The sequence below is a fragment of the Aeromonas sp. FDAARGOS 1403 genome, assembly GCF_019047325.1.
Lineage (GTDB): Bacteria > Pseudomonadota > Gammaproteobacteria > Enterobacterales > Aeromonadaceae > Aeromonas > Aeromonas dhakensis.
In genome coordinates this window covers 3,729,892-3,743,812 of sequence record NZ_CP077249.1, presented here as the reverse complement: position 1 = coordinate 3,743,812, position 13,921 = coordinate 3,729,892, and the positions used below count along the sequence as shown (strand labels likewise).

9 protein-coding genes, 3 tRNA genes and 1 other RNA gene are annotated in these 13,921 nt (G+C 55.9%); 11 read left to right on the top strand and 2 right to left on the bottom strand.

Features of this window, described 5'->3' with window-relative positions:
* Nucleotides 1–158: 158 nt before the first annotated feature.
* A tRNA-Asn gene (locus I6L33_RS17325) sits at nt 159–234 on the bottom strand.
* Nucleotides 235–236: 2 nt separating this feature from the next.
* Nucleotides 237–312, bottom strand: a tRNA-Asn gene (locus tag I6L33_RS17320).
* A 489-nt stretch (nt 313–801) separates the two neighbouring features.
* On the opposite strand from I6L33_RS17320, the gene dauA reads away from it, so the two are divergent.
* From dauA to tssC, 11 genes are all read left to right on the top strand, one after another.
* Nucleotides 802–2,598: a C4-dicarboxylic acid transporter DauA gene (dauA, locus tag I6L33_RS17315; RefSeq protein WP_181969378.1), complete on the top strand. Its 1,797-nt coding sequence runs from the start codon at nt 802–804 to the stop codon at nt 2,596–2,598.
* Between the two features lie 272 nt (nt 2,599–2,870).
* Nucleotides 2,871–2,958 (top strand) — tRNA-Ser (locus tag I6L33_RS17310).
* A gap of 54 nt (nt 2,959–3,012) precedes the next feature.
* A non-coding RNA gene (locus tag I6L33_RS17305) (RtT sRNA) lies at nt 3,013–3,141 on the top strand.
* Between the two features lie 586 nt (nt 3,142–3,727).
* Nucleotides 3,728–4,246, top strand: a complete 519-nt coding sequence (hcp1, locus tag I6L33_RS17300; RefSeq protein WP_010634242.1) for a type VI secretion system effector Hcp1 — start codon at nt 3,728–3,730, stop codon at nt 4,244–4,246.
* A 262-nt stretch (nt 4,247–4,508) separates the two neighbouring features.
* Nucleotides 4,509–6,740, top strand: coding sequence for a type VI secretion system effector VgrG (vgrG, locus tag I6L33_RS17295; RefSeq protein ID WP_216973001.1), 2,232 nt, complete (start codon nt 4,509–4,511; stop codon nt 6,738–6,740).
* A gap of 1 nt (nt 6,741) precedes the next feature.
* A complete protein-coding gene (locus I6L33_RS17290) occupies nt 6,742–8,061 on the top strand; it encodes a type VI secretion system polymorphic nuclease effector (RefSeq protein ID WP_216973000.1) in 1,320 nt (439 codons plus the stop codon).
* A 9-nt stretch (nt 8,062–8,070) separates the two neighbouring features.
* A complete protein-coding gene (locus I6L33_RS17285) occupies nt 8,071–9,060 on the top strand; it encodes a PoNi-like cognate immunity protein (protein ID WP_026459185.1) in 990 nt (329 codons plus the stop codon).
* A 283-nt stretch (nt 9,061–9,343) separates the two neighbouring features.
* On the top strand, nt 9,344–9,727 hold the full coding sequence (locus I6L33_RS17280) for a hypothetical protein (RefSeq protein WP_254204942.1): 384 nt from the start codon (nt 9,344–9,346) through the stop codon (nt 9,725–9,727).
* 139 nt (nt 9,728–9,866) lie between these two features.
* On the top strand, nt 9,867–11,240 hold the full coding sequence (locus I6L33_RS17275; RefSeq protein ID WP_254204981.1) for a tetratricopeptide repeat protein: 1,374 nt from the start codon (nt 9,867–9,869) through the stop codon (nt 11,238–11,240).
* A 657-nt stretch (nt 11,241–11,897) separates the two neighbouring features.
* Nucleotides 11,898–12,401, top strand: a complete 504-nt coding sequence (gene tssB, locus I6L33_RS17270) for a type VI secretion system contractile sheath small subunit (RefSeq protein ID WP_017764287.1) — start codon at nt 11,898–11,900, stop codon at nt 12,399–12,401.
* Between the two features lie 38 nt (nt 12,402–12,439).
* Entirely contained in the window at nt 12,440–13,918 is a 1,479-nt protein-coding gene (gene tssC / locus I6L33_RS17265) for a type VI secretion system contractile sheath large subunit (protein WP_017764288.1), read from the top strand.
* Nucleotides 13,919–13,921: the final 3 nt, after the last annotated feature.

Genomic DNA, 13,921 nt, shown 5'->3' with positions numbered 1-13,921 from the left:
CCGGCAGAGGCAAGCAAAAAAGCAAGGGTGGTGTCGTGAAAGGGCACGTAAGGAGAGGATGTGAGGCCGTTCGGTGAAAGTACAAGCCACGGTAGCCTGTATGGCAGCTTCGAAGGTGGGATACGAAAAAGCCCAGCCAAAGGCTGGGCTTTCGAATGTGGCTCCCTCGACAGGACTTGAACCTGTGACATACGGATTAACAGTCCGCCGTTCTACCGACTGAACTACGAGGGAATTGGCTCCTCCTACTGGACTTGAACCAGTGACATACGGATTAACAGTCCGCCGTTCTACCGACTGAACTAAGGAGGAATTGCCTGTCTCGTCGAGACGGTGCGGATATTAATGGCCCGTCCGCCGGGTGTCAACCCGCGATCCGTTGCAAAAAGGGGATTTCGGACCGTTTGCCCAAAACTTGGCCGCTGCGGACTATTTTCAGCACAATCAGCAGCTTGGAGTGAGCCTCGCAGGCTCGCCAAGGGGGAAGCAGCCGAGTCAGGAGGTAGATGAAATGCATTGGCTGCCGGGACAGGATGAGGGAGGGGCGAGCGCCGGCACCGTATCCGACAGGTAGATATAAAGAAGGGGAGGGCGCGCGACCAGGATAAGGAAGGGAAAATTGGTTAGCAGGCGAAGTGAGCGTGCTGCGTAATGGTGAGAAAAGTGGTCGATATGCTGACTATCACCGGCAATATTGCGTGGTAACGGCCATTCATTGATCCCGCCCATCGAAATATTTCATCGGCTGGGGTATGGTTGGCCAGGATACCATCGCCGTGTCGACAGCTCTGCCGGCCCTTGATGATGATCGGGCGCCGGTTCAATCCGGCCTTTATCTCCCTCTTCTGGTATTACGAATACATGCACAACCAAGCACCTTTGCAAAGCGTGAAGCTGGCCATTGCTTTACGCCAATCCTGTATTGACGAACCCTACAGCGTTCCCCGCTTCGGCCGCGACCTGATCGCCGGCATCACGGTCGGCATCATCGCCATTCCGCTGGCCATGGCGCTGGCCATTGCCAGTGGTGTGCCGCCCCAGCACGGTCTCTATACCGCCATCATCGCCGGTATCGTCATCGCCGTGACCGGTGGCTCCCGCTTCTCCATCTCGGGGCCGACCGCCGCCTTCGTGGTGATCCTCTATCCGGTGGCCCAGCAGTTCGGTGTGGGTGGCCTGTTGATGGCGACCCTGATCTCGGGCTTTTTCCTGGTGGCCATGGGGGTGGCACGGCTCGGGCGCCTCATCGAGTACATTCCGCCTTCGGTGACCCTGGGCTTTACCGGCGGTATCGCCATCGTGATCGCCACCTTGCAGATCAAGGACTTCTTCGGTCTGCAGGTGCCCGAGATGCCGGAAACCTATATTGGCAAGGTGGAGGCACTGGCCCATGCCCTGCCCAGCTGGCAGTGGGGGGATACGCTGGTGGGGGTTGCGACCCTGGCGGTGCTGCTGCTCTGGCCGCGCCTGCGTCTGCCGGTGCCAGGTCACCTGCCCGCCGTGCTGGTTGGGGTGGGCCTTGGCTTTGGCCTGCATCAGTTCGGGGTGGACGTCGCCACCATCGGCAGCAAGTTCAGCTATACCCTGGCCGACGGCAGCCAGGGCATGGGGATCCCGCCCATTGCGCCGACCTTGGTGATGCCCTGGGCCCTGCCGGGGCCGGATGGTTCGCCGGTGGAGTGGAACCTGGCCGCCATCGAGCGCCTGTTGCCCGCCGCCTTTTCCATGGCGATGCTGGGGGCCATCGAATCCCTGCTCTGCGCCGTGGTGCTGGATGGCATGACAGGTCGCAAGCACAGCTCCAACGCCGAGCTGGTGGGGCAGGGGCTTGGCAACATAGTCGCCCCCTTCTTTGGCGGCATCACCGCCACCGCTGCCATTGCCCGTTCCGCCGCCAACGTGCGGGCCGGGGCTACCTCTCCCATCTCCGGCATCGTGCATGCGCTGGTGGTGCTGGCGGCCATCCTGGTGCTGGCGCCCTGGCTCTCCTGGCTGCCGCTCTCGGCCATGGCGGCCCTGCTGCTCATCGTCGCCTGGAACATGAGCGAGGCTCACAAGGTGGTGGAGCTCATTCGCCGCGCCCCCAGATCCGACGTGTTGGTGCTGCTGGTCTGCCTGTCGCTGACCGTCATCTTCGACATGGTTATCGCCATCACCTTCGGGGTGATCCTCGCTTCCCTGCTGTTCATGCGCGAGATTGCCAAGATGACCAAGCTGCACAACCTGGCGGATCACAAGCGCTACGCCCATGAAGTGCCGGAGCAGGCGCTGCTCTACAAGGTCAACGGCCCGCTGTTCTTCGCGGCCGCCGAGCGGGTGTTCGGCGAGCTGGTAGCCCAGGTCAAGGGGCACAAGCTGCTGGTGCTGCAGATGGAGGCGGTCTCCATCCTGGACGCAGGTGGCCTCTCCGCCTTCCTGCAGTTTGAAAAGCAGATGGCCAAGGCAGGGGTGCAGTTGCGGGTCGCCGAGTTGCAGTTCCAGCCGCTCAAGACCCTGGCGCGCGCCAAGGTGCGTCCGGTGCCCGGTCAGCTGGAGTTTTACGGCTCGCTGGAAGAGGCACTCAAAGGCGAGCATTTGCACGAAGCGGCTGGAAATTGATTGAAAGGGGTACGAAACGGCATGTTTTTAGTCACTTGGTTCGGATAATGAGCAAACGAACGCAAAAAGTGAAAAATTGCATTGACCGCATGCCGTCGTATCCCGTACATTACGCCCCGTTCCAGCGCAACGGCGCAACGAACACAGTGCTGGCTGAGCACATTAAACAACAGACCGAAATTTGGTGAGGTGACCGAGAGGCTGCCCACCGACGAAGTCGGCAAGATACACGCGCAGCGTGCTCCGAAAGCCACTTCAAGAAGTAAAAATTTGGTGAGGTGTCCGAGTGGCTGAAGGAGCACGCCTGGAAAGTGTGTATACGGCAACGTATCGAGGGTTCGAATCCCTCCCTCACCGCCAAACTTTAAAGAACCGACCTGATGGTCGGTTTTTTGCTTTGGGGAAGAATTATCCGCTCATGTCGAAGAGGGAGGGTGAGAACCCTCGCCGGGTTCGAGCAGAGCAGCTTGCTGCGATGAACGGCCGCAGGCCGCCCCGAAGGGGTGAGCCACGCAGTGGCGAATCATCCCTCCCTCACCGCCAAATAAAGCAAAAGGCCCCGTCGCAAGACGGGGCCTTTTGCTTTATCCGATAACGTGCGGCTCGGTTCGGCCCTGGTTTGACAGGTGGGCAGGAAAGCCCACCTGGACGGCCAAAGGCCGCCCGCAGGGCGAGAGCCAGGGATGGTGCGAGTCGATCTTGACCCAGCGTACAGATTGAAAAGCCGAGCCGATGGTCGGTTTCTTGCTTTACAGGACCGGTTATCGCTTCCTGCTATCTCCGCAGTTTCTCCATCGTCCATAACCTGGTTGTATCGACGGGCAGCCGGGCCCCCGGTGTTGGCCATTGTCAACGCACGGCTCAGTCGCTATCACGCCCGCGCGGGTTATTAGGTTGAAATAAGTTCTGATTTGCGCAATGCATTGCGGGGTTTTTAGTTTCTTACTCTGCATATGCAATTTTGTTTGGATGAATATGCTGGATGCGCAACTTGTTGCGTTGTTGCGATGATGGCTTGATTGGTGATCGATTCAACCTATTGTTTTAAAACAATAAAATGAATTGGCATGGTCACTGCTAACGGATTCGGTCGAGTGTCATTACCGTTCAACCAATCAGGAGCAATTCCATGCCAACTCCATGTTATATCAGCATCGAAGGTAAAACCCAGGGCAATATCACCGCCGGTGCTTTCACCTCCGATTCCGTCGGCAACATCTTCGTGCAGGGCCACGAAGACGAGATGCTGGTGCAAGAGTTCCAGCACGTCGTTACCGTACCGACCGATCCGCAATCCGGTCAGCCTGCTGGCCAGCGTGTCCACAAGCCGTTCAAGTTCACCGTTGCGCTGAACAAGGCCGTGCCGCTGATGTACAACGCGCTGGCTTCCGGCGAGATGCTGCCGAAAGTGACCCTGAAGTGGTACCGCACCTCCGTCGAGGGCAAGCAGGAGCACTTCTTCTCTACCGTGCTGACCGATGCCACCATCGTCGACATCGACTGCCAGATGCCGCACTGCCAGGATCCGGCGAAGTCTGACTTCACCCAGCTGATCCAGGTCTCCATGGCCTATCGCAAGATCGATTGGGAGCACACCGTTGCCGGTACCTCTGGTGCTGACGACTGGCGTGCACCGATCGAAGCGTAATTCTCAGTCAAAGGGCACTGCTTGCGGTGCCCTTTTGCCGTTTCTGGCATTTCCCGCACCGTTTCAGTACACGCGTTTTTTCTTCTGCCCGTTTGCCTGAGGTGAGGGGGCACAAGAAAAAATCCGGGTTACGTCTTGCCGCACGCCGTCAAGGGCGTGCGGTAGCCATGGTGTCAGAAAAGCCGGGGCGAAGGCGGATCTCTCACACGGCTTGAAGTGCCCCGCCTGATGGGGCTGCACGATATCTCAGGGGCGAGCAACGATGGCAGACAGCACAGGATTACAATTTACCGTCAAGGTGGGGGCTCTGCCCGAAAACACCTTCGTGGTGGCCGAGTTTGCGCTTGATGAAGCGCTGAACCGGCCGTTCAACCTGCGCCTGGAGCTGGCAAGCGCCCAGCCCGACATCGACTTTGGCGCCGTGCTGGACCAGCCGTGCGAGCTGCTGGTGTGGTACAACGGCGAGCTGCAGCGTCGGGTCTGCGGGGTGGTCAGTGACTTCGCGCAGGGTGACAGCGGTTTTCGCCGCGCCCGCTATCAGCTCATGGTGCAGCCGGCTCTGTGGCGGCTGTCACTTCGCCAGAACTCCCGCATCTTCCAGGCACAGAAACCCGATGAAATCCTCTCCATCCTGTTGCAAGAGCACGGCATCACCGACTACGCCTTTGCGCTGAAAAACGAGCACGCCAAGCGGGAATACTGCGTTCAGTACCGGGAAACAGACCTCGATTTCGTGAACCGGCTCGCCGCCGAAGAGGGGATGTTCTATTTCCACGAGTTTGAAGCGGGCAAGCACCGCATCGTGTTGGCCGACGACGCGGCCGCCCTGACCGCTGGCCCCGAGCTCTTCTTCAACCTCGGCAACCGTTCCCTCGAGCAGGGCCCCTATGTGCGGCAGTTCCACTACCGGGAGGCGGTGCGCCCTTCGGATGTGGAGCTCAAGGACTACAGCTTCAAAACCCCGGCCTACGGCCTCTCCCACAAGAAGGTGGGAGCTGAGCTGACCCACCAGCGCGATACTTACCAGCACTTCGATTTTCCAGGTCGCTACAAAGAAGACCCGAGCGGCAAGGCCTTTGCCCAACATCGGCTGGATGCGCTGCGCAACGATGCCGTGGCGGGCCAGGCTAAGTCCAACTGCGCCGCCTTGCAGCCGGGGCAGACGTTTTCCCTCACCGAACACCCCAACGGCAGACTCAACACCGACTGGCAAATCGTGCGTATCCAGCATACCGGCTTGCAGCCGCAGGCGCTGGAAGAGGAGGGGGGCAGCGGCCCCACTGTCTACCACAACGAGTTCGGGGTGGTGAAAGCCAGCACCACCTGGCGAGCGCGCATCGGCAGCCCGGAAGCACCCCACAAGTCGATGGTGGATGGCCCGCAAATCGCCATGGTGGTGGGCCCGGAGGGGGAAGAGATCTACTGCGACGAGCACGGCCGGGTGAAACTGCAGTTCCCGTGGGATCGCTACGGTTCGAGCAACGACCAGAGCTCCTGCTGGGTGCGGGTCTCCCAGGGATGGGCCGGCGGCCAGTACGGCATGATGGCCATCCCGCGCATCGGCCACGAGGTTATCGTGAGTTTTCTGGGAGGTGACCCGGACCAGCCCATCGTGACGGGTCGAACTTACCACGCCGCCAACCGGCCACCCTACGAGTTGCCTGCCAACAAGACCCGCACCGTGCTGCGCACCGAGACCCACCAGGGGGAGGGCTTCAACGAGCTGCGCTTCGAAGACCAGGCGGGGCAGGAAGAGATTTACATCCACGGTCAGAAAGACCTGAATGTGCTGATAGAGAACGATGCGGCGTGGCATATCAAACACGACGAGCATCGTGACATCGACAACGAGCGGGTGACTCGTGTCAGAAAGGTGCCGGGTGAGGAGGGGGCTTCGCCCAGTCTTGGCAACGATCATCTGACCGTTGAAGGAGAGAGGCGGGATCATATCAAGGCTGACTACTCGCTGACGGTGGATACCTCCATGCATCAAAAACTGGGTGACAGCTGGCTCACCCAGGCGGGGCAGGAGGTGCACGTCAAGGCCGGTGCCAAGGTGGTGCTGGAAGCGGGTTCTGAAATTACCGTCAAGGTCGGCGGCTGTTTTATCAAGGTCGATGGCGGGGGGGTCACCCTGGTGGGGCCCACCATCAAGATGAACTCGGGTGGCAATGCAGGCTCTGGATCCGGTTGGGCTGGCAAGGTACCCAAGAGTATTGAGGGTATGTTGGATAGCCCTCACACGCACTGGATGAAGTTCTATCACCTCGACTCCGAGCTGATGCCGCTGGCGGGCACTCCCTACAAGGCCGTATTGAGCGATGGGTCGGTGCGGGAAGGCACGCTGGATGGTGATGGCATGGCGCTGCTCGAGGATGTGCCTGCTGGCACCGCTTCAGTGACCTATGACCTGCAGGACAATTTTGTCGATCTGCCCCGTGAATCCATCTCGGCCCTCACCGGCCATCTCGACAGTCTGAGCGACGAGGGCTGATATGTTCGGTAACGATCTGTTTGAGCAGCTCTATGACCACCTGGATCAGGCTGTTTCCGGTGGGGCTGCCTATGTCAAACAAAGTGCTGAGGCCGTCAAAAAAGGGGTTGCCTCCAGCTTGCAGTGGATCTGGGAGGCCCTGCAGGGGGATTTCAACCCCAATCAAAGCGCAGGACAGATCGCCGCCAATGCGGTGCTGGGTCTTATTCCCGTAGTTGACCAGGTGCTGGATTGTCGCGATCTGATTGCCAATGCTCGGGATATTTCCCGTGATCCCAAGCAGCCGGATAAGTGGGTTTTCTTAAGCTTTACCCTGATAGGGCTGATCCCGTCGCTGGGTTCAGCCCTCAAGGGGGTGTTGAAAATCATCTTCCTGTTTGTCCGCAAGACGGGTGGGGATGCCACCAAGGCGATCAGACCTGCAATGGCGCCCGTGCTGACGTTTCTCAGTGATCCCAAGGTCAAGAAAGTGCTGGGTATCTCGCGCCTCGACAAAGTGCTAAAAGAATTTGCCGGTCAGATCCGTGGGTTGAGGGGACAGATTGCGGTCAGTGTGTTGCTGGGTTATCTGAACGATGCCGTCAAGTCGCTGACCAGCTTGATCGGCAAGATAAAGGGATTGGCTCCTGCTTCAGTCAGGATCTGGCTTGAGCAATCCCAGCGTCTGGTGCTGCAGATGCAGTCACAGGCGGGTCAGATGCTGCCTGTCGCCATGGGGCCCGTGCTCAAGTCCCTCGATGAGATAGCCGCTGGATTGGAGAAAGAGGCGGTCAAGCATGCCCCTGGTTACAAGGCCATGCCCGGTGGTACCGTTATCCACCCGCTGCCGGATGATGTGGTCAAAGTGGAGCTCAAGATCCTGAGCCGCTCGAAGAAAGGGATTTATGGCGAGATCATCAGCGACAACTGGATGGCGAATCACAAGTTCGAGAACCTGTTGCCAGAACATCGCCGGGTACGTAGCCTGAATGACAAGCCCAGAGGGCGGGGCATCGATGGTATCTACAAGAACACCAATCCGCCGCCCCCCTACGTGGTGACCGAGACCAAGTTTCGGACGGCAGGGGGCGAGTATATCGACGGGGATGGCACCAAGAGCACCCAGTTGTTGTCGATGACCAAGGGGTCGGGCAAGCAGATGAGCAATTTGTGGATAGAAAGGCGATTACCGGATGAAATAGCAGATAAAAAGCTATTGGCGGATATCAGAAAACAAAAATATGAATCTTGGTTGATGATCGTCGATGAGTCTGGTGAGGTGATTCAGATCACCAAGTTGAATAAGAATGCCGATGCTATCGGTACTATCCCGGTCAAGTAGGAGTAGAGAATGAGTTCGTTTATTGAGCAGCGTCGAGATCCACTATTATCTGAGGATTTCTTCTTGGTTCAGCTAGAAGACTACAAAGAATCGCTCTATTTTGACCAGGAGTGGTGGAGTTGGATAAATGATCCTCACCATGAACGCTGGAGTGACCCAGCAGGATTGCCTACTCGCTCTGGTGCCAGTGCGGGCATGTTTATGGATAATCTTGAACATCTGATCTTGCTTTATTCTGGCGGAGTCTCTCATGAAGAGGTTATTGCTCAGCTAGGCGTCGTCACTAAAGAGTTTTTACGCCATAAAAAAGAGTTTCCAGATGAACAGTTTTATTACTGGGAGCAAGATGCTTATCAATATCTGCTCTGGATGTTCTCATTAAGTATCCTCTATGACCAAGATGAGATGTTGCCCGAGTTGGTGCGTTATATCAGTAAGAATCCAGAAGGAGACGACGATCCGTTATGGAGCATACTGTTGGCCCGCTTGGGCTATCCTGGTTTTCCTCGAGGCCCAGAGTCCTATATTCCCGAGGTGTACCGCCCGCTATTTGATGCCATCAAGGGAGATGGTGTGAATCCCACCAAGGTTGAGCGTCAGGCGAGCATCAAGCAATATCTCAAAGGATGGTACAAGGGGTGTAAAGAGTGCTATTGGCACGACAGGCACAAGGCAAAGCATGCCATCTACTTTGGCTATTGGGCTTTTGAAGCGGCGCTGGTCACCCTGCTTTATGAGCTGGATGACAGCAGCTATCGAGACATGCGTTATTACCCCAAGGATCTGGTCGATTATGCCAGAGCCAATGGTATTGCAGAGAAATGGCAGGCATTGCGCGTGGTTCAACACCCCATTGCCATGCCGGGTTCCGTGGTGGAGCAGGATGGCAACTGGCGCTGCAACCTGACCGATGAGCAGTGGCAGCTTCGCAAAGGGCAGCGCTTACCTTCCCAATCTCATGTCAACAAGGATGACATGTTGTTCTGGATACAGGAGTAGTCCGCAGTGTATCGATCATGCATTGTCTGCGTGATCGATACATCGCGAACCGAGCATCATTTGATGCTGCGGGGTATTGCTTGGTGCCCTTGACTCTGTATGAAAAAAATCGAGAAAGAAAAGTGAAGGCGATAAAAAACTATTTCTGCTCCTATCCGTCATTATCTTGTCACCCCTGTTGATTCCCATGGTCTATGTCGAAAGACGAAGAAAGAAATGGCTTCTATCAATTTTACTATCCCCTCTGCCTGAAGAGATCAGAGTCGGCAGATTGAACGCGCTGATGAATACCCATACCGATGAGCTACAGGATGGCATTGTGTCAGCACTTGTTGAATTCAACTCTGATGAGCATTGGGTGTGTCTCAATATTGACTGGCGAGACGTCGAGGAAGTTGAGTTACAGGGCAATGCATTGGCGGATATTCATGGCTTGAAGGAGCACTTCATTTGCGCCGAACCGAGTGAGAATACATCGGTTTGGCGCATGTTGGTGCTTTATGATTTATGGCTGCAAGCTCGAGGATATGCAGTTGTGCTTTGGGATATAGATGCAGATCAATATACAGGATTTATTTGTCTCACCGATGTTATCGATAAACTGTTAAACGAGGGGCGCAAGCTGGGTCTGTATCTGGTCAAGCTGGACCATGTGAACGAACAATAGCGCCTTGTATCAACCGAAAAAGCCCTATACCGGTATTTATTGAAACAGAGCCAACGTGAAATAGTAAATACAGAAAGTAGTTAGAAAATGTCATGTATGCAGTTCTCCCTCCCATCTTAATTAGTCGCAGATATCAATGATGACATACCGCACATTATGCTTGGTGCTGGCGAGCCATTGGCTGGCCGCTTGTACAACCACGACGTCACAGACGGAATCCGAACTCTTGCAAGCCGCACAACAAGGGCAGGGCAAGGCCCAATATGAATTGGCCAATCGTTTGGTGGCCAAGCCCGATTACCCGCAGGCGATGCGCTGGATGAAGCAGGCCGCCGATCAAGTCGGTCCGTTGGCGGCTGATGCCGGACTGCGGGGAAAGGCAGCCCTGCAAGTAGGGAGTTGGTATCAGGTAGGGTTGGGGGAACCAAAGAACCCGATGCTGGCCACGCAATGGTGGCAAAAATCAGCCAAGTTGGGCAATGCCGAAGCCAGCTATCAGTTGGGTCAGGATTGCCGGCAACGGCACAAGGACAAGCTGGTCAGTGAGTGTCTCGACTGGTTCGAGCAGGCAGCCAAGCGCGATCATGCGAATGCCCAGTTGGTTCTGGGGCAGTGGTATGCAGGCCAGGCTGGGGCCGATGAAGATGCCGTCAAGTGGCTGGAGAAGGCCGCGGAGCAGGGTAATCGCGATGCTCAATATCAGCTTGGTGCTCGCTATGAGCAGGGAAAAGGGGTGAGCAAGCGCCCCGATCTTGCCCTGCGCTGGTATGAGAAAGCCGCCGCTCAGCAGCAGCCGGAAGCCTTGTTGGTGTTGGCACGCAAGGCACCACCTGAAGAGGCTCTCAGCCTCTATCAGCGAGCAGCCAATGCCGGTGCTGCGCCGGCCCAACTGTGGTTGGGGCAAGCCTATCTGGTCGGCAAACAGGTTCACCAGGATCTTGCACTTGGCCGCTATTGGCTGGAGCTGGCGGCAGGAAGTGGCTCCCATGAGGCCGAATATCAATTGAGCTTGCAGCAGAGTGGTGCCGCAGAACGAGAGTATTGGTTGACGCGTGCCGCAGAAGGGGGATTCAGTCAGGCTCAGTTTGCATTGGCTCAATGGCAGCAAGAGCAAGGGGACCTGGTGACCGCTCGCCACTATTTTGCACTGGCGGCAGCACAGGGCAATGTCGATGCGCGTTACGCCTATGGCGAGATGCTGCGGCTGGGGTTGGGCGGCAAGGAAGACTACCCGCAAGCACTCAAACAGTATCGGTTGGCGGCCAATGCCCGGCACCGATTGGCCCAATACCGCATGGGGATCATGCGTGAGCAGGGGTTGGGAGCTCCACGCAATAGAGTGCATGCTTATGCATGGTATCTGTTGGCGGCAACCGAGGGTAATCAAGAGTCAGCCAAAGCGCGTGATGAGCTGGAGAAAGGCATGACGGAAAAAGAGAAAAGTGTCGGACAGAAATTGGCGCAGCATTGGTTCTTGCAGCAATCTAGTCAGAATTATCATCAGCCTGGCTGAACAAATGTATTATTTTTTAGAGGGTTAGCGTTTTTCATGTGAGGTTGATACAACAGAACTCTTATTAACTTGTTCATCTGTTAGTCGCGTAGATAAAAACAACCTTTATCATGTTTTCATGTATGAACAATTCTTTTCTTCTTTCTCGCGTCATAACCTGGCGCATTACTATCTTGACTCAATCAGTCAATAATTGACGCATAACAGCTGAATTTTGGCGTGATGGGGTATGATGACAGTTGAAAGTTATAAGTTTGTTTTTTGTTAATATATAAACCCTCACCTTTTAAGATTGAAGTGATTGTGAGCAAGTTGTTGTTTTAATTTGTTTTTTGTTTTTGTGATTTCTTTTTCATGGATATTTCATTGACGGTAGCTCATCTATAAATATACCATTAATTATAAATGGTATTTAAGCCAATATGACCTCTAACGATAGAGTAGAGGCACTTCGGGTTGTTATGAATAAACAAGTGGGTATTGTGCTTTTGATAATTAGAGCTGTTGCTCTTTTTGGTCGAACGCATATCTGTTGGCCAGTGGATTGGTCTCTTGCCAACCGGCAATAGCGTCAACTGTCATTTTTGACAGTTGTTGGCTAAACCACCGGCTATAAGCTTTTGGGTCTGGATAGACCCACAACTTGGTATTTAGAGCATGGGAAAAAATATTGATGGGGCCACTGTTGCACCCAAGGAACGTATTAATATCAAATATGTACCGTCGACCGGAGGTCAACAGGGAGAAGTAGAACTTCCCTTGACCATGATGGTGGTCGGCAACATGAAGGGACGCACCGAAGACACCCCCATCGAGGAGCGTCAGACCGTCTCCATCGACAAGAATAATTTCTCTTCCGTCATGAAAGAATCTGCACTGGAACTGAATTTTTCCGTTCCCAATCGCCTGGAGGAAAACAGCCAGGACGAGTTGCCGGTTTCGATCAAGATCCAGTCTCTGGAAGACTTCACCCCTGACAGCGTGGCCCAGCAGGTGCCCGAGCTGCGCAAGCTGCTGGAGCTGCGTGAGGCCCTGGTTGCCTTGAAGGGGCCGCTCGGCAATATCCCCGCCTTCCGCAATCGTTTGCAGGAGCTGTTGTCCAGTGATGAAGCGCGTGAGCAACTGCTCAAAGAGCTGGATTTGATTAAACCTGCCGAGTGATCGCCGGGTTGGATTGATTGACGAGAAAAGGAAAAAACATGTCTTTGGTCGAAGAACAGGTTCAAGCGGGGGCGAGTGCCGCCTCCTCGTCCTTGCTGGACGAAATCATGGCGCAGGCTCGCATCACCCCGGTGGATGAGGGTTACAGTGTCGCCAAGCAGGGGGTAGCTGCCCTGATCGCCAACATCCTGGATAGCGGCACTGCCAGCAGTCCGGTCAACAAGGCCTTGGTGGACAGCATGATTGTCGAGCTCGACAAGAAGCTCGGCAAGCAGATGGACGTGATCCTGCATGCCAAGGAGCTGCAGGAGATGGAGTCCTCCTGGCGCTCCCTCAAGCTTTTGGTGGATCGCACCGATTTTCGCGAGAACATCAAGATCCAGGTGCTGCATGCCACCAAGGAAGAGCTGCTGGAAGATTTCGAGTTTTCACCCGAAATCACCCAGTCCGGTCTCTACAAACATGTTTATTCCAGCGGATATGGCCAGTTTGGTGGTCAGCCGGTGGGGGCCGTGATCGGTGATTACGCCTTCACCCACAGCTCTCCCGACATCAAGCTGATGCAGTATGTCAGCGCGGTAGGGGCCATGTCCCATGCCCCCTTCATCTCTTCCGTCGCACCCGCTTTCTTCGGGGTCGACAGCTTTACCGATCTGCCCTCCATCAAGGATCTCAAGTCAGTCTTCGAAGGTCCGGCCTACACCAAGTGGCGTGCGTTGCGTGAATCGGAAGATGCCCGCTATCTGGGACTGACCGCACCGCGCTTCCTGGCGCGTCTGCCCTACGATCCGACCGAGAACCCCATCAAGGGCTTCAACTATCAGGAAGATATCAGCTCGGATCACGACCACTATCTGTGGGGCAACACCGCCTATCTGATGGGCACCTCCCTGACCGACAGTTTCGCCAAGTATCGCTGGTGCCCGAACATCATAGGCCCGCAGAGTGGTGGTGCCATCCACGATCTGCCGGTACACGTATATGAAGCCATGGGTCAGCTGCAGGCGAAGATCCCGACCGAGGTGCTCATCACCGATCGTCGTGAATACGAGTTGTCGGAAGAGGGCTTCATCACCCTGACCATGCGCAAAGACAGCGACAACGCCGCCTTCTTCTCCGCCAATTCGGTGCAAAAACCCAAGGTATTCCCGAATACCAAGGAAGGCCGGGAGGCGGAAACCAACTACAAGCTGGGTACCCAGCTGCCCTACATGTTCATCATCAACCGCCTGGCGCACTACATCAAAGTGCTGCAGCGCGAGCAGATCGGCTCCTGGAAGGAGCGTCAGGATCTGGAGCGTGAGCTGAACAGCTGGATCCGGCAGTTTGTTGCAGACCAGGAAAACCCGCCGGCAGAGGTGCGCAGTCGCCGCCCGCTGCGTGCCGCCCAGATCAAGGTGCTGGACGTGGAAGGGGAGCCGGGCTGGTATCAGGTGGCCATGTCGGTGCGCCCGCACTTCAAGTACATGGGGGCGAGCTTCGAGCTCTCTCTGGTAGGTCGTCTGGACAAGGAATAAGGC

Excerpts from the sequence above, each read along its gene's own strand:
- dauA (WP_181969378.1), top strand. The coding sequence starts at position 802 with ATGATGATCGGGCGCCGGTTCAATCCGGCCTTTATCTCCCTCTTCTGG.
- hcp1 (WP_010634242.1), top strand. The coding sequence starts at position 3,728 with ATGCCAACTCCATGTTATATCAGCATCGAAGGTAAAACCCAGGGCAAT.
- vgrG (WP_216973001.1), top strand. The coding sequence starts at position 4,509 with ATGGCAGACAGCACAGGATTACAATTTACCGTCAAGGTGGGGGCTCTG.
- I6L33_RS17290 (WP_216973000.1), top strand. The coding sequence starts at position 6,742 with ATGTTCGGTAACGATCTGTTTGAGCAGCTCTATGACCACCTGGATCAG.
- I6L33_RS17285 (WP_026459185.1), top strand. The coding sequence starts at position 8,071 with ATGAGTTCGTTTATTGAGCAGCGTCGAGATCCACTATTATCTGAGGAT.
- I6L33_RS17280 (WP_254204942.1), top strand. The coding sequence starts at position 9,344 with ATGAATACCCATACCGATGAGCTACAGGATGGCATTGTGTCAGCACTT.
- I6L33_RS17275 (WP_254204981.1), top strand. The coding sequence starts at position 9,867 with ATGACATACCGCACATTATGCTTGGTGCTGGCGAGCCATTGGCTGGCC.
- tssB (WP_017764287.1), top strand. The coding sequence starts at position 11,898 with ATGGGAAAAAATATTGATGGGGCCACTGTTGCACCCAAGGAACGTATT.
- tssC (WP_017764288.1), top strand. The coding sequence starts at position 12,440 with ATGTCTTTGGTCGAAGAACAGGTTCAAGCGGGGGCGAGTGCCGCCTCC.